At 62.9% G+C, this 25038-nt stretch carries 21 protein-coding genes; 20 read left to right on the top strand and 1 reads right to left on the bottom strand.

Annotated elements, in window-relative coordinates; genetic code table 11:
- From trmD to F8C90_RS04485, 18 genes are all read left to right on the top strand, one after another.
- Positions 1-891 (top strand): tRNA (guanosine(37)-N1)-methyltransferase TrmD, encoded by an 891-nt coding sequence (trmD, locus tag F8C90_RS04400; RefSeq protein WP_158049240.1) that lies wholly within the window; start codon positions 1-3, stop codon positions 889-891.
- Between the two features lie 85 nt (positions 892-976).
- On the top strand, positions 977-1546 hold the full coding sequence (lepB, locus tag F8C90_RS04405) for a signal peptidase I (protein WP_158049241.1): 570 nt from the start codon (positions 977-979) through the stop codon (positions 1544-1546).
- 53 nt (positions 1547-1599) lie between these two features.
- Positions 1600-2532: a glycine--tRNA ligase subunit alpha gene (locus tag F8C90_RS04410; RefSeq protein WP_158049242.1), complete on the top strand. Its 933-nt coding sequence runs from the start codon at positions 1600-1602 to the stop codon at positions 2530-2532.
- Positions 2533-4635: a glycine--tRNA ligase subunit beta gene (glyS, locus tag F8C90_RS04415; protein ID WP_158049243.1), complete on the top strand. Its 2103-nt coding sequence runs from the start codon at positions 2533-2535 to the stop codon at positions 4633-4635.
- Between the two features lie 30 nt (positions 4636-4665).
- Positions 4666-5547 carry a pyruvate, water dikinase regulatory protein gene (locus F8C90_RS04420; RefSeq protein ID WP_158049244.1) on the top strand — a complete coding sequence of 294 codons (882 nt, stop codon included), beginning with the start codon at positions 4666-4668 and terminating at the stop codon, positions 5545-5547.
- Between the two features lie 101 nt (positions 5548-5648).
- Positions 5649-8366 (top strand): pyruvate, phosphate dikinase, encoded by a 2718-nt coding sequence (gene ppdK / locus F8C90_RS04425; protein WP_158049245.1) that lies wholly within the window; start codon positions 5649-5651, stop codon positions 8364-8366.
- Positions 8367-8445: 79 nt separating this feature from the next.
- Positions 8446-9885, top strand: coding sequence for an asparagine--tRNA ligase (asnS, locus tag F8C90_RS04430; RefSeq protein WP_158049246.1), 1440 nt, complete (start codon positions 8446-8448; stop codon positions 9883-9885).
- Positions 9886-9902: 17 nt separating this feature from the next.
- Positions 9903-11000, top strand: a complete 1098-nt coding sequence (mtnA, locus tag F8C90_RS04435) for an S-methyl-5-thioribose-1-phosphate isomerase (protein ID WP_158049247.1) — start codon at positions 9903-9905, stop codon at positions 10998-11000.
- Between the two features lie 54 nt (positions 11001-11054).
- Entirely contained in the window at positions 11055-12098 is a 1044-nt protein-coding gene (locus tag F8C90_RS04440; RefSeq protein WP_158049248.1) for a deoxyguanosinetriphosphate triphosphohydrolase, read from the top strand.
- A 6-nt stretch (positions 12099-12104) separates the two neighbouring features.
- Complete coding sequence (locus tag F8C90_RS04445; protein WP_158049249.1) at positions 12105-12881, top strand: AzlC family ABC transporter permease; 777 nt, start codon at positions 12105-12107, stop codon at positions 12879-12881.
- Positions 12878-13201: an AzlD domain-containing protein gene (locus F8C90_RS04450; protein ID WP_158049250.1), complete on the top strand. Its 324-nt coding sequence runs from the start codon at positions 12878-12880 to the stop codon at positions 13199-13201. Before F8C90_RS04445 ends, F8C90_RS04450 begins: the two co-directional genes overlap by 4 nt.
- A 205-nt stretch (positions 13202-13406) precedes the next feature.
- Positions 13407-13754: a 50S ribosomal protein L19 gene (rplS, locus tag F8C90_RS04455; RefSeq protein WP_158049251.1), complete on the top strand. Its 348-nt coding sequence runs from the start codon at positions 13407-13409 to the stop codon at positions 13752-13754.
- A gap of 108 nt (positions 13755-13862) precedes the next feature.
- Positions 13863-14651, top strand: coding sequence for a ribonuclease HII (locus F8C90_RS04460; RefSeq protein WP_158049252.1), 789 nt, complete (start codon positions 13863-13865; stop codon positions 14649-14651).
- A 289-nt stretch (positions 14652-14940) separates the two neighbouring features.
- Positions 14941-15396 (top strand): YraN family protein, encoded by a 456-nt coding sequence (locus F8C90_RS04465; RefSeq protein WP_246155782.1) that lies wholly within the window; start codon positions 14941-14943, stop codon positions 15394-15396.
- Positions 15396-16928, top strand: a complete 1533-nt coding sequence (locus tag F8C90_RS04470; protein WP_211361017.1) for a YifB family Mg chelatase-like AAA ATPase — start codon at positions 15396-15398, stop codon at positions 16926-16928. Before F8C90_RS04465 ends, F8C90_RS04470 begins: the two co-directional genes overlap by 1 nt.
- Positions 16925-17881, top strand: coding sequence for a DNA-processing protein DprA (gene dprA, locus F8C90_RS04475; protein ID WP_158049255.1), 957 nt, complete (start codon positions 16925-16927; stop codon positions 17879-17881). Before F8C90_RS04470 ends, dprA begins: the two co-directional genes overlap by 4 nt.
- Positions 17882-17967: 86 nt before the next feature.
- A complete protein-coding gene (gene trmFO / locus F8C90_RS04480) occupies positions 17968-19356 on the top strand; it encodes a methylenetetrahydrofolate--tRNA-(uracil(54)-C(5))-methyltransferase (FADH(2)-oxidizing) TrmFO (protein WP_158049256.1) in 1389 nt (462 codons plus the stop codon).
- A 3-nt stretch (positions 19357-19359) separates the two neighbouring features.
- The gene (locus tag F8C90_RS04485; protein WP_158049257.1) at positions 19360-20346 is read left to right on the top strand and encodes a tyrosine recombinase; all 987 of its coding nucleotides are present in this window, start codon (positions 19360-19362) and stop codon (positions 20344-20346) included.
- A gap of 4 nt (positions 20347-20350) precedes the next feature.
- Here the strand turns inward: F8C90_RS04485 and F8C90_RS04490 are convergent, their stop codons facing one another.
- On the bottom strand, positions 20351-20695 hold the full coding sequence (locus F8C90_RS04490) for a nitrous oxide-stimulated promoter family protein (RefSeq protein ID WP_158049258.1): 345 nt from the start codon (positions 20693-20695) through the stop codon (positions 20351-20353).
- A gap of 286 nt (positions 20696-20981) precedes the next feature.
- Between F8C90_RS04490 and uvrA the strand changes: the two genes are divergently transcribed.
- On the top strand, positions 20982-23879 hold the full coding sequence (uvrA, locus tag F8C90_RS04495) for an excinuclease ABC subunit UvrA (RefSeq protein WP_158049259.1): 2898 nt from the start codon (positions 20982-20984) through the stop codon (positions 23877-23879).
- Positions 23869-24924, top strand: coding sequence for a DMT family transporter (locus F8C90_RS04500; RefSeq protein WP_158049260.1), 1056 nt, complete (start codon positions 23869-23871; stop codon positions 24922-24924). Before uvrA ends, F8C90_RS04500 begins: the two co-directional genes overlap by 11 nt.
- Positions 24925-25038: the final 114 nt, after the last annotated feature.

Here is a 25038-nt window from a genome sequence, read left to right on the forward strand (position 1 = left end):
ATGATCATCGAGACCCTGTCAACGTTTCCGGGCATGTACGACTCGGTGATGAACTCGTCGATGATGCGCATCGCCCAAGAGAAGGGGATTCTCGACTTTCACGCGTATGACCTGCGCGACTGGACGCATGACCGCCATCGTACGACCGATGATGACCCCTATGGCGGAGGTGCGGGCCTCGTCATGAAATGCGAGCCGCTCTTCGAGGCGTATGACGAGATTTGCTCAAGCGGAGAGGAGCGCGATTTCGGTTCCTGCCCGGAACGGGCGGATTGGGCGGCGTCCACAAAGCGAGTTCCGCACGAGCCGGAAGTGCCCTCTGGCACTTCCGCGCGAGCAGGACTGCCGAGCGACTGGGCGCCACCCGATCCGCCCGCCGCGCCGCAGTCGGACTGCTTAAAACCCTGCACCATCTTCCTTGCGCCGCAGGGCGAGCGCTTCTGCGACGAAATCGCGCTCGATCTTGCCAAAGAGGAGCGCCTCCTGTTTATTTGCGGGCACTACGAAGGCATCGACGAGCGCGCCTATACGCTGGCGGATCGCGTCATATCGCTTGGGGACTACGTGCTCACGAGCGGCGAGCTCGCCTCGATGGTCGTGATCGACGCCGTGGTCCGCAAGCTCCCCGGCGTGCTCGGTGCCGAGGACGGGGCGATCACCGAAAGCTTCTCCGACGGCCTTTTGGAGTATCCCCAGTACACGCGCCCCGCTGAGTTCCGCGGAATGCGGGTTCCCGACGTGCTTCTCTCGGGAGACCACGGGAAGGTGGCGAAATGGCGCCGCGAGCAGAGCTTGCTGCGTACTGCCCGCCTGCGCCCCGACTTGCTTGCCGACGTGGAGCTTTCACCCGCTGACAGGGATTTTCTGCAAAGATTGGGCGAAGAGGGCTAACGTCTCGCGCGAAGCGCTATCATTCGAATTCACGACTTGAATCACGGGTGGTACCGCCTCCCGTATCGAAAGGATATCGCGCTTCATGTTTTCCGGTCAGCATGCCGAACGCCAGGGCTCGAAGGTGGCCCGCAGCCTGTTGAGCATCGTCATCATGGTACTCGTCGTGTTCGGCCTCTCGCGCCTGTTGAACACCTTCGTGTTCGGCGCCTATGAGATTCCCTCGGGTTCGATGGAGGACACCATCGAAGTGGGCGACCTCGTCTTCTCGGAGAAGCTTTCCTATTACACGAGCGAGCCCCAAAAAGGGGACATCGTCACGTTCGCCGATCCGCTTGTCTCCAACCGCACGCTGATCAAGCGCGTCATCGCGACCGGCGGCCAGACGGTCGACCTGCAAAACGGTAAGGTCGTCGTCGACGGTGTCGTGCTCGACGAGCCCTACACCGAGAACAAGGTTTCCGAGCCGTTCGAGAAGACGGCCGTTTCCATAAGCTATCCCTACACCGTGCCCGAGGGCTGCCTTTGGGTCATGGGCGACAATCGAACCAATTCGCAGGATTCGCGCTATTTCGGCGCAATCGACGCCTCGAGCGTGACCGGTCATGCGGTGTTTACCTACTGGCCGATCCCGCATATCGGGGTACTGTCTTAAAGGTGGAGAACCGGGCGCTCGGCGTCCCGCGCATCGATATGAGAAGGAGAGTCATGGCAGAGACATCCGCCGGCCCTGCGGCCGACAAGCTGACGTTCCAGGACATCATCATGAACCTGCAGCACTACTGGGCGAAGCAGGGCTGCGTCGTCATGCAGCCCTACGACAGCGAGGTGGGCGCGGGCACGTTCCACACCGCCACTACGCTGCGCAGCCTCGGGCCTAACGCCTGGCGCACCTGCTATCCGCAGCCGTGCCGCCGCCCGGCCGACGGCCGCTACGGTGAGAACCCCAACCGCATGCAGCACTACTACCAGTTCCAGGTCATCTTGAAGCCTTGCCCGGTCGATTCCCAAGAGCTCTACCTGGGCTCGCTCAAAGCCATCGGCCTCGATCCCGCCGAGCACGACGTGCGCTTCGTCGAGGACGACTGGGAAAGCCCGACGCTCGGCGCGTGGGGTCTTGGCTGGGAAGTGTGGATGGACGGTATGGAGGTCACGCAGTACACGTACTTCCAGCAGGTCGGCGGCATCGAGGTCGACCCGGTCCCCGTCGAAATCACCTACGGCCTTGAGCGCATCGCCATGTACGTGCAGGGCGTCGACTCCGTCTACGACCTCGTGTGGTCCTACCTGCCCGACGGCACGCCCATGACCTACGGCGACGTCTTCCACGAGAACGAGTACGAGTTCTCGACCTACAACTTCGAGGTCGCCGACGTCGAGCTGATGCGCCGCAAGTTCGATGAGTACGAGGCCGAGTGCCATTCCTGTCTCGAGCGCAAGCTGCCGCTGCCGGCCTACGACTGCGTCATGAAGTGCAGCCACGCGTTCAACATCCTCGACGCACGCGGCGCCATCTCGGCGACCGAGCGCGCCAACTACATCCTGCGCGTCCGCGCCGTCGCCAAGGCCTGCTGCGAGAGCTATCTCGCCGAGGTTGCTGGCAAGAAAGACACGTATTCCACGAAGGGCGAGGTGGCCTAAATGGCAGATACTCTGGATTTCCTGCTCGAGATCGGCACCGAGGAGATGCCCTCGGCGCCGCTGATCAACGCTTCCAAGCAGCTTCCGAAGCTCGTCGTGAAGATGCTCGACGAGGCTGGTTTGGCGCATGGCGATGTGCGCGTCGTCTCCTCGCCGCGCCGCCTTGCCGCGATCGTGTCCGACGTGGCCTGCGCCACCGAGGCCGTCCATGAGGTCAAGCGCGGCCCCAAGGCCCAAATTGCCTTCGACGCAGACGGCAACCCCACCAAGGCTGCTGCCGGCTTCGCCCGCAAGTGCGGTATCGACGCCTCCGAGCTCACTCGCAAGGTGGACGAGGACGGCAACGAGTACGTCTTCGCCGAGAGAAACGTTCCCTCTGAGCCCGCAATGCCGATCCTGTCGGCGCTCGGCCACGACGTCATCGCCGCCATCGAGTGGCCGAACTACCGCTCCCAGCGCTGGGGCTCCGAGCACGAGACCTTCGTGCGCCCGATCCGCTGGATCTGCGCGCTCCTCGGCTCCGAGGTCGTGCCCGTTACCTACGCCGACGTGACGAGCGGTAACACCACCCGCGGCCATCGCGTTTTGGCGCCTGGCGAGCATGTCGTTGCCGAGCCTGCTGCCTACGAGCAGGTGCTCAAGGATTCCTACGTGCTCGGCGCCGAGGCCCGCGAGGCCGCCATTCGCGAGGGCATCGCCGCAATCGAGGCCGAGCGCCCCGGCAGCCATGTGGACACGCCTGCCCGCATCTTTGACGAGGTCGTGAACCTCTGCGAGTGGCCGACCGTGCTCGTCGGCACCTTCGACGAGGAGTTCCTCCGCGTGCCGCAGGAGATTATCTGCGAGTCCATGCTCTCCAACCAGCGCTATTTCCCGATTTTCGATGCCGAGGGCAAGCTTACCCGTGAGTTCGTGATCGTCTCGAACGCCGATCCGAAGGTCTCCGATACCGTCGTCTCCGGCAACGAGCGCGTCGTGCGCCCGCGCCTCGACGACGCGAAGTTCTTCTTCGACGAGGACTTGAAGCGCCCGATGGAGGAGTTCGTCGAGCGCCTCGGCATCGTCACGTTCCAGGAGAAGCTTGGCACCACCTTGCAGAAGGTCCAGCGCATGGAGAAGCTTGCGGGCGCGGCCGCTGCCGCAGCCGGCGAGGATGCGGCGGGCGTCGCGAACGCCGTGCGCGCCGCGCACCTGGCCAAGGCAGACCTCGTCTCGCAGGCAGTCGTCGAGTTCACCAACCAGCAGGGCGTCATGGGCGGCTATTACGCCGAGGCCGCAGGTGAGGCCCCCGAGGTTTGCGCCGCGATTCGCGAGCACTATCGTCCGCGCTTCGCAGGTGACGATCTTCCCTCCGGCATCTGCGGCAAGTGCGTCGCTATCGCCGACAAGCTCGACACCTGCTGTGGCATCTTCGCCATCGACGAGCCCCCGACGGGCTCTTCCGACCCCTACGCGGTGCGCCGCGCAGCCATCGGCATCATCGCCATGCTGCGCACGATGCCTACGGTCGGCCTGAAAGACCTCATCGCCGCGTCGCTTGACGCTTACGCCGAGCAGGGCCTTGAATTCGATCGCGCCGTTGTGGCTGAAAAGGTCGAACAGTTCTTCGCAGGGCGCCTGAAGTCTATCGCGAAGGACGAAGGCATCCTCCTCGACTCCATCGAGGCCGTCTCGGCTGTGGGCGTCATCGACCCCGCCGAGTTCTTCGCCCGCGCCTGCGCGCTCGATGCGGCCCGTGCCGAGCAGCCCGAGACTTACGAGGCTCTCGCGGGCGCCTTCACGCGCGCCCATAATCTTGCGGACGCCGCGCTGGGCTGCGAGGTCGACACCTCGATCCTTGGCGACTCTGAGCTCGCGCTCCTTCGCGCATGCGAGGAAGGGGAGGGCAAGGTCTCATCCGCGCTCGCTTGCAAGGACTTCGATGCCGCCTGCAGTGCCCTTGCGGCCCTCAAAGAGCCGATCGACGTCTTCTTCGAGGACGTCATGGTCATGGACGAGAACGCGTCGCTGCGCGAGAACCGCCTGCGCCTGCTCAACCGCTTCGTCGGCGTGTTCACCGACGTCGCCGATTTCGGGTTGATGGCGAAGAAGGCCCAAAAGTAGTCCACATCAATAGAAAAAGCCAGGCGAGAGATGGATTTCGTTGTGCATACGAATTTGACGCCCCTGCCGACGATTCACGTTGTCAGCGACTCTGTGGGGTTGACGGCGCAGTCTTTGGCCCGTGCCGCAGCTGCGCAGTTTGGGGTGACGAACCCCTGCATCGAGGTGCTGCCGAAGGTTCGCAAGTTCGATGAGGTGAAGCGCTTCCTCGAGGACCACATGCAGCTTCATCGCGAGCTTAAGGGATCTCCTCGAATCCTCGTCTGCTACACCATCGTCGACAAGGAGCTGCGCACTCGCTTGGCCGAGTTCGCAGCCTCCGAGCCCGACATCATCGCAATCGACCTGATGACCCAGGTCATCGATGCCATTTCAGACCTTTCGGGCCTCGAGCCGTCCTCGAAGCCCGGTGGTCTTCATGTGGCCGACCAGCATTACTTCCGCCGCATCGAGGCAATCGAGTTCACCATCGCTCACGACGATGGCAGAAACCCCCAAGACCTCACGCAGGCCGACATCGTTTTGCTCGGCGTGTCGCGCTCGTCGAAGACGCCGACGTCGATTTATCTGTCCCAGCAGGGCTACAAGGTGGCGAACGTTCCGCTTGACCCCCACACCGAGCCTCCTCGCGAGATTTACGACGTCGACCCGACGCACCTGTTCGGCCTCATGACGACGCCCGAGGTGCTCGTTGGCATCCGCGCTCGCAGGCTCGGCAATGCCGTGGGCGTCGCGAGCAGCTACGCCGACCCCACCTATGTCTACGAGGACCTCGAGTCGGCGCGTGCGCTCATGCGCCGACTCGGTGCTATCGTCGTTCACACTGAAAACCGTGCCGTCGAGGAGACCGCTCAAGAGATATTGCGCTACTACGAGCGTCTGCACCCCGCACCTACTGGTATAGTTGACTAGTACTCGAAACGTTAGGGAAATGTGCGCGAAATGTTTCTTCGCAAGTCACGTTTTCCGACGTCATGGGTAAAAAGGTAACCGGAGCTTGTAAGGAGAACAAGGTGACCGAACCAGTGAAGCGCGTCTATGCGTTTGGCAAAGACGCTCAGGGAAACAACGTAACCGAGGGCAACACCACCATGAAGGCGACGCTCGGCGGCAAGGGCGCGAACCTCGCCGAGATGGCCAACATCGGCCTTCCCGTTCCTCCGGGATTCACGATTTCCTGTCAGACGTGCATGGAGTACGCCAACGCCGGCAACGTATGGCCGGAAGGCGTTCTCGACACGATCCACGAGTATCGTCTCGATCTTGAGAACCGTATCGGAAAGAAGATCGGCGATGCGGAAGATCCGTTGCTCGTCTCCGTCCGTTCCGGTGCTCCCATGTCGATGCCCGGCATGATGGATACGGTTTTGAACCTCGGCCTGAACGACGAGTCCATCAACGGCCTCATCAAGCAGACCGAGAACCCCCGCTTCGCGTGGGACTCCTATCGCCGCTTCATCCAGATGTTCTCGAACGTCGTCATGGGGCTTGACGGCGACCTGTTCGAGAACGCCATCAACGCCATGAAGGCAGTGCGCGGCGTGAAGTCCGACACCGACCTTACCGCGGAAGACTTGCAAGAGCTCGTCGCGGAGTTCAAGGGCATCTTCACCGAGAACGTCTCGGGCGAGGAATACCCGGCGCTTGTCGTCGACGGCTCCGTGCAGTTCCCGCAGGACCCGATGGTGCAGCTCAAGCTTGCCATCGAGGCTGTGTTCGGCAGTTGGAACAACCCCCGTGCGGTTCTCTACCGCAAGAAGAACAAGATCTCCGACGACCTGGGCACCGCCGTCAACGTGCAGTGCATGGTCTTCGGCAACAAGGGCAACACGTCGGCCACGGGCGTCGCGTTCACGCGCAACCCGGCCAACGGTGCGAAGGAATTCTACGGTGACTACCTGGTAAACGCCCAGGGCGAAGACGTCGTCGCGGGCATCCGCAACACGAGCCCCATCGCCGACCTCAAGCATGTGGAAGGCCTCGAGGAAGCGGGCCGTGAGCTCGAGGAAATCTTCGTGCTTCTGGAGAACCACTTCCACGACATGATGGACATCGAGTTCACCATCGAGCAGGGCAAGCTCTTCATGCTGCAGACCCGCGTGGGCAAGCGCACCGCCGCCGCCGCGCTCCATATCGCCATCGACATGGAGAAGGAGGGCCTCATCGACAAGAAGGAGGCTGTCCGTCGCGTCGCTCCCGACCAGCTCGACCAGCTGCTTCATCCGCAGTTCGACAAGAACGCCGACTACGACGTGCTCGCCCGCGGCCTGAACGCGAGCCCCGGCGCCGCAGTGGGCGAAGCCGTGTTCTCCTCCGCTGACGCCGTCGCTGCCGCTGAAGCTGGCCGCAAGTGCGTGCTCGTCCGCTGGGAGACCAACCCCGACGACCTCGCCGGCATGATCGCCGCCGAGGGCATCCTCACCTCCCATGGCGGCAAGACCTCGCATGCCGCCGTCATCGCCCGCGGTATGGGCGCCCCGTGCGTGTGCGGCGTGGAGGCCCTGAAGATCGACGCTGAGAAGAAGCAGGCGACGGTCGCAGGCACCGACGTCGTCATCAAAGAGGGCGACATGATTTCGCTCGACGGTACCTCTGGCATCGTCGTTTTGGGTGCGGTCGATTTGGTAATGCCCGAGCTCACCGGCGACCTTGACACCATCCTCGAGTGGGCCGACGAGTTCCGCAAGCTCGGCGTCCGCGCGAATGCGGACAACCCCGAGGACGCGAAGCTTTCCCGCGATTTCGGCGCATCGGGCATCGGACTGTGCCGCACTGAGCACATGTTCTTGGGCGAGCGCAAACAGATCATCCAGACCTTCATCTTGAACGACGACGATGCCGTGCGCGAGAAGGCAGTGGGCGAGCTCTTCGAGGCCCAGACCGGCGACTTCTACGGCATGTTCAAGGAAATGGACGGGCTGCCGGTCATCGTACGCCTGCTCGATCCGCCGCTGCACGAGTTCCTCGAGAGCCCGCGCGCGCTCGACGTGGAAATCGCGCGCCTCGAGGCGACGGGCGGGGACAAGACCCTCATCGCCGAGAAGCGCATGCTCATGGAGCGCATCGACGGCTTCGCCGAGCAGAACCCGATGCTGGGCCTGCGCGGTTGCCGCCTCGGCATCGTGTACCCGATCCTCCCCGAGATGCAGGTTCGTGCCATCGCGACTGCGACCGCGAAGCTCAAGAAGGAAGGCCTCGACCCGAAGCCCGAGATCATGATCCCGCTCGTGTCGACCGTCGCCGAGCTTGAGAAGCTGCGCGCCGTCGCCGAGAAGATCATCGCGGAAGTGGCCGCCGAAGAGGGCGTCGAGCTCGATATCGAGGTCGGCACCATGATTGAGCTGCCGCGCGCTGCCGTCACTGCCGACGAGATCGCCACGCAGGCAGACTTCTTCTCCTTCGGCACCAACGACCTCACCCAGACGACGTTCGGCTTCAGCCGCGACGACGTCGAGGCCGAGTTCGTGCCGCAGTACCTGCAGGAGCACCTGCTTCCGTACAACCCGTTCGCCACGATCGACCCGGGCGTGGCGAAGCTCGTGGAGATGGGCGTCAAGCTCGGCCATGAGGGCAATCCCGACCTGGTCTGCGGCGTTTGCGGCGAACACGGTGGCGACCCGGATTCCATCCACACGTTCAACAAGATCGGTCTCGATTACGTCAGCTGCTCGCCGTACCGCGTGCCTGTCGCCCGCCTCGCTGCGGCCCAGGCTGCGCTCGAAGAAGAGTAGCACGACTACGGGTTCATCATTGCAGGGGTCGGGCGTTTCGCGCTCGGCCCCTTTTGCGCATATCATGGGAAGGGGAATGATGCAACGCACGAAAATCGCCCAGCTGTTCGCCGACGTCGACGCGTTCGGGGGCAAGGAAATCACCGTGGCGGGTTGGGTCCGCTCGGTGCGCGATATGAAGAACTTCGGCTTCGTCACCTTGAACGACGGAAGCTGCTTTCGCGACCTCCAGGTGGTGATGAGCCGCGAAACGCTGGAAAACTACGACGAGATTGCAGCTCAGAACGTGAGTGCTGCCCTTATCTGCAAGGGTACGCTGAAGCTCACACCCGAGGCGCAGCAGCCATTCGAGCTTACCGCTGAGAGCATTTCCGTCGAAGGCATCTCCGCGCCGGACTACCCGCTGCAGAAGAAGCGCGCCACGGTCGAGTTTCTGCGCACCCAGCAGCATCTTCGTCCGCGCACGAACTTGTTTCGCGCCGTTTTCCGCATCCGCAGCGTCGCGGCCGCATCTATCCACAGCTTTTTCCAGGACCGGGGATTCGTCTATGTGAACACCCCGATCATCACGGCGTCCGACTGCGAGGGGGCAGGCGAGATGTTCCGCGTGACCGCGCTCGATATGGAAGACGTGCCGCGCGTGAGCGAGAAAGCTGCTGCCGAGTCGGGCGGGGAACTTCACGCGGGGGAGGTTGACTGGAGCCGCGACTTCTTCGGCAAGCCGGCAAGTCTGACCGTGTCCGGCCAGCTCAATGCCGAGAACTTCGCCATGGCCTTCGGCGACGTGTACACCTTCGGGCCGACGTTTCGCGCGGAGAACTCCAACACGAAGCGCCATGCGGCCGAGTTCTGGATGGTCGAGCCCGAGATCGCCTTCGCCGACCTTGAAGACGATATGAACCTTGCGGAGGACATGCTGAAGCACGTCATCAACGAGGTGATGGATCGCTGCCCCGACGAGCTCGCGATGCTGAACAAGTTCGTCGACAAGGGACTTATCGAGCGTCTGACGCACGTGGCGACGAGCGATTTCGCGCGGGTGACCTACACCGAGGCCGTGTCCATCCTCGAGGATGCGGTTGCGAAGGGTCACACATTCGAATACCCCGTGAGCTGGGGAATCGACCTGCAAACCGAGCATGAGCGCTTCCTCACCGAAGAGCACTTCAAGCGCCCGACCTTCGTGACGGACTACCCGGTCGAGATCAAGGCGTTCTACATGAGGCTGAACGACGACGGCAAGACCGTTGCTGCGGCTGACTGCCTCGTGCCGGGCATCGGTGAGATTATCGGCGGCAGTCAGCGCGAGGAGCGCCTCGATGTGCTCGAGCGCCGCATCGCCGAGCTCGGGATGGATCCGGCGCAGTACAAGTACTACTGCGACCTGCGCCGTTACGGTTCCTGCCGCCATGCGGGCTTCGGTCTGGGCTTCGAGCGCCTCGTCATGTACCTTACCGGCGTTCAGAACATCCGTGATGTCATCCCGCATCCTCGCACCGTTGGCAACGCTGAATTCTAAGGAGACGGGGGCTTCTCGTGCAATCTTCCATCGACCTCACCCGCCTTCCTCGCAGCGTGCGCCTTGGGCGCGATGCGGACGGGCGAGCGGAGCTCACCTATCTTGACGAACGTCTTTTACCTGGTGAGGAATGTTTTTGCTCGACGGGCAGCTGGCGTTGCGTCGTAGATGCCATAAAGACGCTCGCGGTGCGCGGAGCCCCTGCCATCGGTGCTGCGGGGGCCGCCGCCGTGGCACTTTGGGCGGTGAACGAGGGCGCTCGTGGCGCCGTGTCGCACGGGTGTGCCGAGGCAGGGGAGAGCTTCCTGGCGGAGCTTCGACCCGTTGCCGCTGAGATTTCTGCGGCGCGCCCGACGGCGGTGAACCTTACGTGGGCCACCGCGCGCATGGAGTCCTTCGCGAAGCGCCTCGTTGCGGAGGGGGCAGCACCTGGCGAGGTGGCCGACTCCCTTTTCGACGAGGTGCTTCGCATCGAACGAGAGGATGAGAAGGTGAACCGAGCAATCGGCGCCGCGGGGGCAGCTCTCATCCCCGAGCACGCTCGCATCCTTACGCACTGCAACGCGGGAAGCCTTGCTACCGTGTTTTTCGGCACAGCGCTCGGCGTGGTGTATGCCGCCGCCGAGCAGGGCAAGGTCGAGCGCGTCTTCGCCGATGAGACGCGTCCGGTGGGCCAGGGTGCGCGACTCACGAGCTGGGAGCTTTCCCGTGCGGGCGTGCCTGTGACGGTAATTTGCGACAACATGGCGGCAAGCCTTATGGGTAAGGAAATGATCGATTTCGTCGTTGTCGGAGCTGATCGAATCGCTGCGAACGGAGACGTCGCCAACAAGATAGGTACCTATGGGGTAGCTGTTCTCGCGCACCACCACAGCATCCCCTTCTACGTTGCCGCGCCTGCGAGCACGTTTGACGTCTCCCTGCCCGACGGTTCGGCCATCCCCATCGAGGAGCGCGATCCAAGCGAGGTCCTGCCGCAGCCAATTGACGGGGTCGATGTGTACAACCCCGCCTTCGACGTGACGCCCGCCGAGCTCATTTCCGGCATCATCACCGAGTTCGGCGTGTTTCCGCCCCAAGATGCTGCACGCGAGGTTGCCGCGCGCGTCGGATAGCCGCCGACTTCTGCTACACTTCGGGTAATTGGGAAATCGAGGTCAGGAGCAACGATGCGCATCGTCACTAGGGGGGATCAGCAGTTCCGCGAGCATGAGCTCCTTTCATCGGACGCGGCGTTCTCCGACGAGTCCGATGGCCGTGACCGCTCGAGCGATCCCGATTTCCTGCGAAACGACTTCCAGCGCGACCGCGACAAGATCCTCCATACGAAATCGTTTCGGAGGCTTTCGCATAAAACGCAGGTCTTCCTTGCGGCGGAGGGCGACCATTTCCGCACGCGCCTCACGCATACTCTGGAGGTTTCTCAGATAGCGCGTACCATCGCACGGGCGCTCGGCCTCAACGAGGATCTTGCCGAGGCCATCTCGCTCGGCCATGACCTGGGGCACACGCCTTTCGGCCACACGGGCGAGGACGCGCTGTGCCGTGCAATCGCCCGCGTTCGCGGCGTGGACCCCGAAAGTCCCGAGGCCGCCGCCCTGTACCGCCACAACGAGCAAAGCCTTCGCGTGGTCGAGACGATCGAGAACGGTGGGCGAGGTCTGAACCTCATGCCCGAGGTGCGCGACGGGATACTCTGCCATACGGGGCCCGTTCACGCCGAAACCCTCGAGGGGCGCATCGTCGCCGTGGCCGATCGCATCGCGTATGTGAACCACGACATCGATGACGCCATCCGCGCGGGCATCCTCCGCGAAGGAGACCTTCCCCCCTCGACGCACGAGGTGCTCGGGTGCGACCACTCCTCGCGCATCGAGACGCTCGTGGTCGACGTGGTCCGCACATCGGCGGCCGAGGACGATATCCGCCTGTCGCCGCGCGTGTGGGACGCCATGGCCGAGCTGCGCGAGTTTCTCTTCGACAACGTCTACACCTGCGATGCCGTTATGGAGGAAGTGGCGAAGGCGATGCGCCTCATCGATGTGCTCTTCTCCTATTACATCGAGAACCCAGGCGAGATTCCCGTCGAGTACCGCGCCATCTCGGAAGGCGACGACGTGCGCGCTGCGACCGACTACATCGCCGGCATGACCGACCGCTATGCGAAATCCCGCTTCCAGAACCTGTTCGAACCCCATTCCCTTCACGTGTAAAGAGCTATGACCAACCTAAAAACCGATTTGCAAGCCAGCTTCACCGCGGCGCTCCCCATCGTGCTCGGCTACGTCGCCATCGGCGTGCCGTGCGGCATCCTGTGCGACTCCATCGGACTCAATGCGCTGCAGGTGTTCGCCATGTCCGTGCTGTTCTACTCGGGTGCGGGCCAGTTCATGATTCCCAATATGTGGCTCGCCGGCGCGCCTATCGCGTCCATTATCGCGAGCGTGTCGTTCGTGAACACGCGCCAGATGCTCTACTCGGCCGCGTTCGCCCCCCACTGCATCGGCGTGCGCAAGCGCCTTGCGTTCCTCTTCGCTGCCACGGTGACCGACGAGAGCTACGGCGTGAACACCCTTAAATTCGAGGAGGGGGGCTGGTCGGTGCGCCGGGCCCTGTTCGTGAACCTGTTCTCGTGCACCTCCTGGACGCTTTCGTGCACGGTCGGCGTGCTGGTGGGCAACGCCATCGGCATCCCGCTTGCGATCGCCTCCTTCGCCATGACCTCGATCTTCATCTGCCTTCTGTGCACGCAGAAAGCGAATGTGGAAAACGTGGTTGCCGCCGCGGTCGCGATGCTCGGCGTCTACGTGTTCAAGCTGGTGGGGCTCACCGGCCCCGCGATCCTTCTCGGCGCGGTAGCGGGCGTTGTCGCTGCCTTGTGTGTGTCCCAGGTGCGTCTTGCGCGCTCGCGCGAGAGTGCGGCGTACGAGGCTCGCATCGAGGAGGCGTGCGTCGGCGGGGAAGGCGCTAGCAAGAAGGGAGGTGAGCGCGAATGACGTGGGGGGAGTACTTTATCGTCTTGGGGTCGTGCATGGTGACGATGCTCGCCTGCCGCGTGCTGCCGCTCTTTCTTCTGAAGGGGCGCTCGCTGCCCGACGCCGTCGAGCGCGCGCTCGGCTTCATTCCCTCGGCGGCCTTTGCCGCGCTCGTCGCGAACGACCTGCTCTCGCCTGGAATGTTCGCTGCCGGTATATGGCCCGCGGCCATGCCCCTGGTAGCAAGCGCCGTAGTCGTGGTGGTGGCGTGGAGGACGAAATCACTTCTTGGCTGCGCGGTGGCAGGTGTGGTATCCTACGCCTTGCTCACGCTCATTTAGCGAGAGTGAAAAGTATCAACGTAAAGACCGGGATGTATACGACGCTTCGTTAAGAAGAGCAGTCCAGGACCTCTCTCGGAAACTCGTCGAATTTCAAGTGCAATGCTATTGCGCTTGATTAACGTGCGCAGTATAATGTCCAACTGTGTCTTTACACCGATATGTACAAAAACGGTTTCAAAAGAGAGCATAGAAGGAAACGAAGATGGACATCATTCGCGCTATCGAGCAGCAGCAAATCAAGCAGGACATCCCTGATTTCAAAGTGGGCGACAACGTGAAGGTCCACTATCGCATCGTCGAAGGCAACCGCGAGCGTATCCAGGTGTTCCAGGGCGACGTCATCCGCCGTCATGGTGCTTCCTGCCGCGAGACCTTCACCGTTCGCAAGATCAGCTTCTCCGTGGGCGTCGAGCGTACCTTCCCGGTTCACTCCCCCAAGATCGACAAGATCGAGATTACCCGCCGTGGCGACGTGCGTCGCGCCAAGCTGTACTACCTCCGCAAGAAGGTTGGCAAGGCTGCGAAAATCAAGGAGAAGTCGTTCCGCTAAGGCGAACACTTCGTTTGCATCCATCGAAAAGGCCCCTCGGGGCCTTTTCTTGTATCGTGGCCACGGCGCGCGTGCGCGCAGAGGCGCGGAAGTTCGAAGGAGACGCTCATGGGCGTGACGGTCGCCGAGATAAAGAAGAGGCTTTCCGAGGCCGATGCGGAGGAGTTTGCTGTGCTCGAGCGCGCGCTCGTCGCCGATGAGCGCAAGGGCGTTCGAAACGCGCTCGCTGTGGCGAAGAGGCGCCTTCAGGCCGAGGCCGACGAGGAGGCACGCTTGGCCTCGATGTACTCTTTCGAGCGCTCGCTGTGCGGAGAGAACCCCCATGCTGTCGTGGTCGGGCTCGACGAGGTGGGCCGCGGCCCGCTTGCGGGGCCCTTGGCGGTCGGCGCCGTCGTCTTGCCTGCGGACTTGAAGATTGCGGGCTTGAACGACTCCAAGCAGGTGAAGCCTACCGATCGCGAGCGCATCGCGGCAGAGGTGAAGCGTGTCGCGCTTGCCTGGGACGTGCACTACGTCGAGCCCTCCTACATCGACGACCACGGCATGACGGCGTCGCTCAGGCTCGCGTTCTCAAGCGCTGTTAAGGCAATCGAGCAAGCGGGGGTGCGCCCCGATGTCATACTCCTCGACGGTAACCCTCTGCATCTCGATCCGCGCGAGGTCAATGTCGTGAAGGGCGACGGCAAATGCGCGTCGATCGCGGCGGCTTCCATTGTGGCGAAAGTCGAGAGGGATGCGCTCATGTGCCGCTATGCGGAGAGCTATCCCGAGTATCACTTTGCTGAGAACAAGGGTTATGCAAGCCAAGCCCACATTGACGCCATCGAGCGCGTGGGCTTAAGCCCCATTCATCGCAAGAGCTTCTGCACGGCGTTCACGCAGCAAGCGCTGTTCTAGCAAGGTTTTCCGCCGCTTTTGGCGAACGGCTGCGACCTTCGGCGCCGATGAGGCGAATCGCTGTTTGATTCTTGCCAGGTTCCTGCCAGGTTTTTGCGATTTGCGGGCGATATTGCGCCTGGTTTTTTCTCCTTCCCAGGGAATTTGCAACGTATATCCGGCTCCCTTCTTTGGCATTCGCTGCCGTGAATTGTCACCTTAGTCGTAAGGAATCGGCAAGGACCCTGTGCATGTTCTGGCAGAATGCGTCTCTATGATGGTGCTCCGTCCCCGAGAAAGGAGCACCATCATGACGAACCGACCTGTCGCTTGCGTACCCGAAGAGGATTCTGCCCCGAAGCAGCGCAAGCCCAAAAAGGGCTCATCGAGCAAGAAGAACATGCACAACAAAGACCTCGGCCGCAAGGGCGAGGAGGCGGCCGCACGCTACCTCGTGAGGCGTGGCTACGACATCGTCGAGCGCAATTGGACCTGCATCGCTGGGGAGGCGGACATCATCGCCCTCGATGGGGACACCATCGTGTTCGTGGAGGTGAAAACCAGGACGAGCGCTGCAAACGGCCTTCCTGGGGAGGCGGTCACCAAGGAGAAGCGCGCGCGATACGAGAAGATCGCCTGTCTGTATCTCGAGCATTCCGAGGTAACCGACGTGCCGGTCCGCTTCGACGTCGTCGCGCTCACCCTTATCGGACCCGACCGTGCATTCATTCGCCACCATATCGACGCGTTCGGGGTTGGTTGGTAATGTATGGTCGATGCACGGTGCTCGGCGCGACGCTGCGCGGGGTCGAGGCGATACCCGTCGACGTCGAGGTTGCGGTGTCGAACGGGCTTCCGGGCTTCTCTATTGTGGGCATGGGCGACGCTTCGGTCCAAGAGGCGCGTGAGCGTGTGAGGGCCGCCCTTCGGTCGAGCGGGTTTCAGATGCCGAGCGACAAAATCGTCGTCAACCTCGCGCCAAGCTCCCTGAGAAAGACTGGCTCGGGTCTTGATCTGCCCATCGCCGTTGCACTTTTGGCCGCAACGGGGCAAATCGATCGTGCCTGCATCGAGAACCGCCTGTTCGTCGGAGAGCTTTCGCTCGAGGGCTTCGTGCGCGGCGTGGCGGGCTCGCTCGCCTTCGCGTTGTGCGCTAAAAAGAGGGGTTGCTCGCTTGTGTGCGCCGAGGACGGCGAAACGGTGAGCGTCGATGGGCTCGCCCAGTACGGCCTGCGATTTCTCGGCGGGATGCGCGCGGCAGCCGACTTGCCCTTGCTCTCGCCCCTTGTTCCTGAAAGCGCTGTGTGCGATCTCGATTTTCGCGATGTCGCAGGGCATGAGGTCGCCAAGCGCGCCCTGCAGATAGCGGCTGCGGGAAGGCATGGGGTGCTCATGATGGGGCCTCCTGGGTCGGGTAAGACCATGCTTGCCTCGCGGCTGCCCTCGCTTTTGCCACCCCTCTCGCAGGAAGAGGCGCTTGAAACTGCTCTTATCCACTCGGTGGCGGGGGAGTCGATCGCAGCGATCCTGTCGGGGGTGCGGCCGTTTCGCAAGCCCCACCACTCGGCATCGCTTGCGGGGTTGGTCGGGGGAGGGTCCCCGATTCGTCCGGGCGAGATAACACTTGCGCACAACGGCGTGCTCTTCCTTGACGAGCTATCCGAATTCAAGAGCTCGGTTCTGCAGGGCATACGCCAGCCGATGGAAACAGGGGAGGTTAGGCTTACCCGCGCCGACGGTACGGTCACGTTCCCCGCGCGGTTCATGCTGGTCGCGGCCTCGAACCCTTGCCCGTGCGGTCATTTGGGGGACGAGGAGACTGCATGCACGTGCACGCTCACCCAGGTGAAGAACTACCAAGGACGCATAGGGGGTCCGCTTATGGATCGAATCGATTTGCATCTCGATGTTCAGAGGATTCCCCCAAGCGACGTAATCGCGACGGGGTCGGGAACGTCGTCGGAGACGCTACGGGAAGGGGTGTTGAAAGCGAGGGAGTTCGCGCGGTGGAGGTCGCTGCACGACGCGGGGGCTCGCGTGTCGGCATCCGTTTCTCCCGATGAGGCCGCGTCGGGACCAAGACGGCCGGCCGACTTGGTGCGCGATTGCCATCTTTCCGAGTCGAGCCGCGAGTTCTTCGAGCAGTCTGCGAAAGCCCACAACATGAGCGGCCGCGCCATCATGCGCACCCTCTCCGTTGCGCGCACCATTGCCGATATGGAAGAGTCCCACGAAGTGCTGATGACGCATCTGTGCGAGGCGCTCAGTTTTCGGGTGAGGGAAGGGGTGGGCGTATGAGCGCGACAGTTGCGCAGACCGCGGTGCTCTCTGGGCCTAAATCGGTCGTCGAGCGGGGGAGCGAAGACTACCCCGAGCGCTTTTTGCGGTGCGGTTCTCCTCCCGATCGTCTGTACGTGATAGGCAATGTCACGGTCTTGCGGATGCCCTCGCTCTCTGTTGTGGGCGCCCGCAAGGCGACACCCTACGGGCGCGGATGCGCGCGGCGCTTCTCGACGCTCGCCGCCGCACGGGGCCTTGTCATCGTATCGGGCGGCGCGCGCGGGTGCGATTCCGAGGCCCATCGCGCGGCGATTGCCGAAGGCGCGCCGACGGTGGCGTTTCTCGGCGGCGGCTGCGACCGTATCTACCCGGCGGAAAATGCTGCGCTCTTCCAGTCGATCATCGATGGCGGGGGCGCTGTCGTCTCCGAGCGCGACTGGACGTTCCCGCCGGTGCCGTATGCCTTTCGCGCGAGGAACCGCCTCATAGCAAGCCTCTCTGCGGCAACGCTCATCGTCGAGGCGGGGCTGCCTTCGGGCACCTTCTCCACCGCAGACGAGGCGCTCGCGGCAGGAAGCGAGGTTCTCGCCGTACCTGGGTCGATAACATCGGCGTCCTCCCGCGGGGCAAATCGCCTGATTTCGCAAGGTGCGGTGCCCATCATCGACGACGATACGTTTCTCGATGCCCTTTTCAGCATATACGGATGCTTGCGGCAGGAGACCTTCCCGGGCGAGGGCCCAGGGGATGGCGCTTTGGCGGGCCGCCAAGCTGCCGACCCCCTCGTCGCGGCGCTTCGGGCCGAGCCTTTGGGGATGGAAAAGCTTCGCGACATCGCGAAAGAGTGCGTGCCTGCAGGCGATGACCCGTGGGCCTGGCTCATGCTGCGCTTGGCGAAGCTCGAGCAGGAAGGGGAGGTGCAGCGGTATCCCGACGGGCGCTTCGGGCCGGTGGTGCGCCCTCTGGTATAATCTCACGACGCGGGCGCCGTGCCCGCTCTTTTGCACTGAGAGGCCGGGTCTTTCGCCCGCTGCCTTTTGCTTTCGAGGAGGAATCGATGGGCGACAGTCAACGTGTGGTGCGCATTTTGGGCGCAGGGCTCGCGGGCAGCGAGGCGGCGCTCCAGCTCGCCGATCGCGGCATTCGTGTGGAGCTTGTCGAGATGCGCCCCGAGGTGGGCACCGCCGTGCATAAAACCGGTAACGCCGCGGAGCTCGTGTGCTCGAACTCGCTTAAGAGCACCAACCCCGACAGTGCTGCGGGAATGCTCAAAGCGGAGCTCTCCGCGCTTGGGTCTCATCTCATCGACGCCGCGATGCGCAACCGGGTGGCCGCGGGCGGCGCGCTCGCCGTTGACCGCGATGCGTTCTCGAGCGAGGTGACGGCGCGCCTTTGCGCCCATCCTTGCATTGAGATCTCCCGTCGTCTCGCAAGGAGCCTTGATGAGGAGGCGGTGGGCGTCGACGCGCTCATCGTCGCCACCGGTCCATTGACCGAGGGCGATCTGGCCCAGTCGCTGTGCGAGGCAACAGGTGCTGACAACCTAGCCTTCTTCGACGCTGCGGCGCCCGTCGTCATGGCGGAGTCCCTCGATCGCGAGAAGCTTTTCTCCCAAAGTCGCTACGAGGAGGGCGCGGGCGATTACCTGAACGCCCCGTTCAGCAAGGAGGAGTACGAGGCTTTCGCTCAGGAATTGGTCGGTGCTGAGCGCGTGATCAAGCGCGAGTTCGAGTCGAAGGACCTCTTTCAGGCGTGCCAGCCGATCGAGGAGATCGCCCGCACGGGAATCGACGCGCCCCGTTTTGGGGCCTTGAAACCCGTGGGGCTTACCGACCCGCGTACGGGTCGCAGGCCTTGGGCAGCGCTCCAGCTGCGCGCCGAGGACGCCCATGGCGAAAGCTACAACCTTGTCGGCTTCCAGACCAACCTCACGTTTCCCGAGCAGCGGCGTGTGTTCCGCATGATTCCGGGGCTCGAGAGCGCCGAGTTCGCGCGCTATGGGGTCATGCACCGCAACACCTTCATCAACGCGCCTTCGCTTCTCGACTCCAACCTGAGGTTCCGCCCAGAGATTGAGGCGCGGTGGGGCGTTCCCGTCTATGTGGCGGGGCAGCTCGCCGGCACGGAAGGCTATTGCGAGGCCATCCGCTCGGGGCTCCATGCGTCGCTCGCCGTCGTAGCCGAGCTTTCGGGCGAGAAGCCGCTTCCTCTTTCCGAGGATACGGCGTTCGGCGCGCTCATGGGCTACGCGACCAACCCTCAGACGACGGGGTATCAGCCGATGCACGTCAATTTCGGCATTATGCGCCCGCTTGACGAGCGAATCCGCAACAAGCGCGAGCGCTATGCGGCCTACGCACGCCGCGGGTCCGAGGCGCTTGCAGACTATTGCGGCCAGCTACGCCAGCGCGGGCTCCTGCCTTCGGAAGAAGGGGGCGAGCGTTAGCTCATGGCTGCGGAAAGCAAGCGATCTTCCTCCGTGGCGGGTGATGAGGCCGTCGCTGAGGAACAGCAGATTGACGTCGTGGTCTCATGCGCCATCGATGACTTCTGCGATGCGCTCGTTGCAGAGCGAAACGCCTCGGGTAACACCGTTCGCGCCTATCGGACCGACTTAGGGGACTACGGTCGGTGGGCTTATCGCGAGAAGCTCGATGCGCTCCATGCAAGCCATCGGGACCTGCGGTGCTATCTGGCGCAGCTCGATGCGGCGCGCTATTCGCGCAGGACGGTCAACCGCCGCCTTTCGGCGCTGCGCACGTTTTTCCGCTGGCTGAACGTGACAGGACGCGTTGACGCCAATCCGGCGAGCGCGCTCATCGGGCCGAAGAGCGGAAAGCACCTTCCGCAGGTTCTTCGCCCGCGCGATATGGCACGGCTGCTGTCGGTCCACGCCTCGCGCGATTTGAAGGGGCGCCCCCGCGAGCAGTCGCTTACCGATATGCGCGACCAGGCGATACTCGAATTCCTCTATGCGTGCGGCGCGCGCATCTCCGAGACGTCGGGCCTGCTTGCTGTTAATATCGACTTCGACGAGAAGCAGGCGCGCCTGTTCGGCAAGGGCTCGAAGGAGCGCATCGTCCCCTTGCACGATCTGGCCGTGGACTCCCTCAGGCGATATGCGCTCGTGGCGCGCCCGAAGCTGCTCGACGGCAAGGAGTGCCCGTACTTCTTCGTATCGACGCGCGGCAACCAGATGAAGACCGATGCGATGCGCAAGATGTTCAAGGCGACGGTGCGCGAGGCGGGGCTTGACGACTCCCTATCGCCGCACGATATGCGCCATACCTTCGCGACCGACCTTCTCAACGGCGGCGCCGATTTGCGCAGCGTCCAGGAAATGCTCGGGCATGCTCAGCTTTCCACCACGCAGGTGTATACGCACCTGTCGGTGGAACGGCTAAAGAAGGTGCATGACCAGGCGCTTCCTCGCTAGTCAGTCATTTTCCCAGGAGGTGTCGAAGAGCGGCTACGGGGTGGGCGAAGAGCATGCGCGGGCCTGAGAAGCGCATGACGGCGCGAATCGCCTCGCGCTTCGCAGGCGCGTAGCAGTGGATGGGGCACGAGTTACAATCCTTCTTCTCGTGCATCTTCAAGCAGCGCTCCGTGCGCTTCGCGCAGTACGCATCGAGCTCGGCGCATGCGGCGCACAGGGGCTTCCCGCATACTGCACGGGCCTCACGCGGCTCATCTTTGTGGTTCGCGGCGCAATACAGCGCGATCATCTGGGAAATCGTCCGCTTCTCGCGCTCTCGCCGCTTTCGGGTTTTCGATGTGTCTTCCATGGCTAACAGTGTAGCAAACGGAATGCGGAATCAAAGGAACTCCATCGGGGAAGCGGGTTTTGCGGTCCCTCACGTGCCCGCAAGGCTTGGGTGGCTCGTCGAGGGCGGTACAACCGCGTCCCATCTAAGGTGGTATAGCTACGTCCCATCGAAAGTTACGCGGCTGCATCCCGTCCGTCGAACATCCTGTGCCGTTTTAGCGAACAGATGTTTTCTCATTGATGGCTTCGCGCGCGCTGCGATACAATCGTTCGGCTACACAGATATCTTTGGAAGATGAGGGAACATGGGACAAAACTCGATCGTCATCAAGGGCGCTCGCGAGCATAACCTCAAAAACGTCGATTTGGAAATCCCGCGCGACAAGCTGGTCGTCATAACCGGTCTTTCGGGCTCGGGCAAGTCAAGCCTTGCCTTCGACACCATGTACGCCGAGGGCCAGCGCCGCTACGTGGAAAGCCTGTCGAGTTATGCACGCATGTTCCTGGGCCAGATGAGCAAGCCCGACCTCGACAGCATCGACGGCTTGTCCCCGGCGGTCTCCATCGACCAGAAGACCACCTCGAGAAACCCGCGCTCCACCGTGGGCACCACTACTGAAATCTACGACTACTTGCGCCTTCTGTTCGCGCGCGTGGGCATCCCTCACTGCCCGGAGTGCGGGCGCGTCATCAAGAAGCAGACGACCGACCAGGTGACCGACGATATCCTCGCGCTCGCCGCCGATGAAAGCACTCGCGCGATCATCATGGCGCCTGTAGTCACGGGCCGCAAGGGCGAGTTCACGAAGCTCTTCGCCGACCTTGCGAAGGAGGGCTTCTCCCGCGTGCGCATCGATGGCGAAATCGTGAAGCTCACGGGCGAGCCCATCACCTTGAACAAGAAGATCAAGCACTTCATCGACGTTGTTGTCGACCGCGTCGTGCTGAAGAAATCCGCCACGACCCGCATCGCCGAGTCGGTGGAGAACGCGACGAAGCTCGCCGAGGGGCGCGTGCTTGTCCAGGTGCTCGGCCCCGATGGTAAGCCCCAGGGCGAGGCGGGCGGTACTTCAAGCGGCGCTACGGGTGGGCTCGGCGCAGGGGAACACCTCTTCTCGCTTGCGCTCGCCTGTCCCGAACATGGTCATTCCATGGACGAGCTTCAGCCGCGCGACTTCTCCTTCAATGCACCGTACGGCGCCTGCCCCGACTGCCTGGGAATCGGCAGCCGCGACGAGGTCGACCCCTCGCTCGTGGTGCCCGACCCGTCGCTTTCCCTCGATGAGGGCGTCATCGCGCCGTTTCGTACGGGGAACTACTATCCGCAGGTCATCAAGGCGGTAGCGGCGCACATGGGCGTCGACTCGTCCACGCCGTGGGAGGATATGCCGCGCCGCGCGCAGAAGGCCATCATGTCGGGCCTCGGCAAGGAGAAGGTGCGCGTCGACTACGTCACGGTCGACGGCCGCGAGACGTACTGGTACATCGAGTGGGAAGGCGTGCTCGCTGTGGTTATGCGCCGCTACCAGGAGGCGCAGACCGACACGCAGCGCGAGCGCCTCCAGCAGTATTTCGCGACGGTGCCCTGCCAGACCTGCCACGGTAAGCGCTTGAAGCCCGAAATTCTCGCTGTCACCGTGGGCGGCAAGTCCATCCACGATGTGACGGAGATGTCAGCCGCCGATTCCTACGCGTTCTTCAGCGGCCTTTCGTTCTCGGGCCAGGCCGAGCGCATTGCGGGGCCCATCGTGAAGGAGATCAAGGCGCGACTGAAGTTCCTCGTGGACGTGGGACTCGACTACCTGACGCTCGAGCGCGCCACCGCTACGCTGTCGGGCGGCGAGGCTCAACGCATCCGCCTCGCCACGCAGATTGGCGCGGGGCTTATGGGCGTGCTCTATATCTTAGACGAACCTTCGATTGGCTTGCATCAGCGCGACAACGAGCGGCTTATCGCCACGTTGGAGCACCTGCGCGACCTCGGCAACACCGTCGTTGTGGTCGAGCACGACGAGGACACCATCCGCAGCGCCGACTTCGTGGTCGACATGGGGCCGGGCGCGGGCGAGCGCGGCGGGGAAGTGGTCGCGGCGGGAACTCCTGCCCAGATCATGAAGGCGAAGCGCTCGCTCACGGCGGATTATCTGTCGGGCCGTCGTAAGATCGAGGTGCCCCAGACCCGCCGCCATCCCAAGCGTGGGTCCATCAAGATGACGGGCGCTTCGGAGAACAACCTGAAAAACGTCACGCTTGAGGTGCCTATCGGCACGTTCACCGTGATCACCGGCGTATCTGGCTCGGGCAAAAGCTCGCTTATCACCGATACGCTCGCGCCTGCCCTGGCCAACCGCGTGAACCATGCGCACCGGCGCACGGGCGCGTACCGCAAGATCACCGGGCTCGAGTCGATCGACAAGGTCATCAACATCGACCAAAGCCCTATCGGTCGAACCCCGCGCAGCAACCCTGCCACCTATATCGGGCTGTGGGACGACATTCGCGCCCTGTTCTCCTCGACGCAGGAGGCGAAGGCGCGCGGATATGCTCCAGGTCGCTTCAGCTTCAACGTGAGCGGCGGCCGCTGCGAGGCCTGCAAAGGCGACGGCCAGATTAAAATCGAGATGCACTTCCTTCCCGACGTGTACGTTCCCTGCGAGGTTTGCGGGGGGAAGCGCTACAACCGCGAGACGCTCCAGGTCACCTATCGTGGGAAGAACATCGCCGAGGTCCTCGACATGACGGTCGAGGATGCGCTTGTGTTCTTCGAGCACATCCCCGGCATTAAGCGTAAGCTCCAGACGCTGTTCGACGTGGGGCTCGGCTACATTCGTCTCGGTCAGGCGGCAACGACCCTTTCGGGCGGCGAAGCCCAGCGCGTCAAGCTTGCAAGCGAGCTTCAGAAGCGCTCCACGGGAAAGACGTTCTATATTCTCGATGAGCCGACGACGGGCTTGCACTTCGAAGACGTGCGCCAGCTGCTCGTCGTGTTGCAGCGCCTGGTTGACGCTGGCAACACGGTGCTCGTCATCGAGCACAATCTCGACGTCATCAAGTCCGCCGACCATATCGTCGACTTGGGCCCTGAAGGAGGCGAGCGGGGCGGAACGATTATCGCCACCGGTACGCCTGAAGAGATAGCGCAGGTGGAAGGTAGCTTTACCGGAAAGTTCCTCAAGAAGATGCTGGGCGATCATGCGGGGTAGTTCGGTCGCGAAGGGCGTTCTGCTCACGGCGGGCGGCGCCATATGCTGGGGCTTTTCCGGCACGTGCGCGCAGCTGCTCATGGATATCTACGGCGTTCCCTTAGCGTGGAACGTGTGCGTACGCCTTGTGTTCGCCTCATTGCTCTACCTGGTATTTTGCACAGCAACGCATCGCGATGAGCTCCTTTGCCTGCTCAAACAGCCCCGCGAGCTGGGACGTCTTCTCGCGTTCTCCATTTTCGGCGTGCTGCTTGTCCAGGTGTGCTACCAGGGGTGTATCTCTGTCAGCAATGCGGGCACGGCGACCGTGTTCGAGCGATGCGGCCTCATCCTCATCATGCTCATAACCTGCGTAAAAGCTCGCCGCGCCCCGATGCGCCGCGAGCTTTTGGGCGTCGTTTTGGCCATCGTCGGCACAATCTGCATCGCGACGAAGGGAAACCTCGGCATGCTCGCCATTCCCGCCGAGGCGCTCATGTGGGGCGCGGCATCTGCGTGCGCGCTCGTCTTCTACACGATGATGCCGGTGCACCTGCTTGAACGATGGGGGAGCGTTGTCACCACGACGGTCTCCATGACGATGGCGGCGATCATCGCGAACGCCGTCGTGCAGCCGTGGAACATGCACGTCGAAGTGACCCCCGGCATCGTCGCCGCCATGGCGGCGCTGGTGATCGTCGGCACGTTCTTCGCCTACCTGCTGTTCTTGCAGGGTGTGAAACTTGCGGGCCCCATGCGCGCGGGGCTTGTCGGCAGTATCGAGCCGGTTGCGGCGATGGCGTTCTCCACGCTCTGGCTCGGAACGCCCATCACTCCCTTTGACATCGCCGGCTGCGCGCTCATCGTGATCATGGTGCTGCTCGTGACGCAGCGCGAGGAGAAAACGTCTCGCGAGGTGGATCTTTCGAGCGGGGACGCGCAACCGGTTGAGGTCAAGCTCTCGGTTGAAGGTGCGCAAGCGGCTGATTCGGAGCCCTCCGATAAGTCCGCGCAAACACCCAAGGTTGAGCTTTCGGGGAAGGCCGCGAAACCGATCTTCAAATAACCCGAGGAAAGCGCATCTTCCATTCCGCCTGTGGGCTTTCTTGCCGTGCGCCTCAATATCGAGACCGTTCACATAATGGAGTTACGATTTCTCTCTTCGTAACACTGAATGCTG

Origin of the sequence: Ellagibacter isourolithinifaciens (genome assembly GCF_008831035.1) — a bacterium.
Classification (GTDB): domain Bacteria; phylum Actinomycetota; class Coriobacteriia; order Coriobacteriales; family Eggerthellaceae; genus Ellagibacter; species Ellagibacter isourolithinifaciens.

Bases quoted from the DNA above. Each gene is read 5' to 3' on its own strand.
- trmFO (WP_158049256.1), top strand. From the start codon at position 17,968: ATGGGCGACAGTCAACGTGTGGTGCGCATTTTGGGCGCAGGGCTCGCG.
- uvrA (WP_158049259.1), top strand. From the start codon at position 20,982: ATGGGACAAAACTCGATCGTCATCAAGGGCGCTCGCGAGCATAACCTC.
- F8C90_RS04500 (WP_158049260.1), top strand. From the start codon at position 23,869: ATGCGGGGTAGTTCGGTCGCGAAGGGCGTTCTGCTCACGGCGGGCGGC.
- asnS (WP_158049246.1), top strand. From the start codon at position 8,446: ATGCAACGCACGAAAATCGCCCAGCTGTTCGCCGACGTCGACGCGTTC.
- F8C90_RS04445 (WP_158049249.1), top strand. From the start codon at position 12,105: ATGACCAACCTAAAAACCGATTTGCAAGCCAGCTTCACCGCGGCGCTC.
- F8C90_RS04460 (WP_158049252.1), top strand. From the start codon at position 13,863: ATGGGCGTGACGGTCGCCGAGATAAAGAAGAGGCTTTCCGAGGCCGAT.
- F8C90_RS04465 (WP_246155782.1), top strand. From the start codon at position 14,941: ATGACGAACCGACCTGTCGCTTGCGTACCCGAAGAGGATTCTGCCCCG.
- rplS (WP_158049251.1), top strand. From the start codon at position 13,407: ATGGACATCATTCGCGCTATCGAGCAGCAGCAAATCAAGCAGGACATC.
- F8C90_RS04450 (WP_158049250.1), top strand. From the start codon at position 12,878: ATGACGTGGGGGGAGTACTTTATCGTCTTGGGGTCGTGCATGGTGACG.
- F8C90_RS04410 (WP_158049242.1), top strand. From the start codon at position 1,600: ATGGCAGAGACATCCGCCGGCCCTGCGGCCGACAAGCTGACGTTCCAG.
- F8C90_RS04420 (WP_158049244.1), top strand. From the start codon at position 4,666: ATGGATTTCGTTGTGCATACGAATTTGACGCCCCTGCCGACGATTCAC.
- glyS (WP_158049243.1), top strand. From the start codon at position 2,533: ATGGCAGATACTCTGGATTTCCTGCTCGAGATCGGCACCGAGGAGATG.
- F8C90_RS04490 (WP_158049258.1), bottom strand. From the start codon at position 20,695: ATGGAAGACACATCGAAAACCCGAAAGCGGCGAGAGCGCGAGAAGCGG.
- F8C90_RS04440 (WP_158049248.1), top strand. From the start codon at position 11,055: ATGCGCATCGTCACTAGGGGGGATCAGCAGTTCCGCGAGCATGAGCTC.
- dprA (WP_158049255.1), top strand. From the start codon at position 16,925: ATGAGCGCGACAGTTGCGCAGACCGCGGTGCTCTCTGGGCCTAAATCG.
- trmD (WP_158049240.1), top strand. From the start codon at position 1: ATGATCATCGAGACCCTGTCAACGTTTCCGGGCATGTACGACTCGGTG.
- F8C90_RS04485 (WP_158049257.1), top strand. From the start codon at position 19,360: ATGGCTGCGGAAAGCAAGCGATCTTCCTCCGTGGCGGGTGATGAGGCC.
- lepB (WP_158049241.1), top strand. From the start codon at position 977: ATGTTTTCCGGTCAGCATGCCGAACGCCAGGGCTCGAAGGTGGCCCGC.
- F8C90_RS04470 (WP_211361017.1), top strand. From the start codon at position 15,396: ATGTATGGTCGATGCACGGTGCTCGGCGCGACGCTGCGCGGGGTCGAG.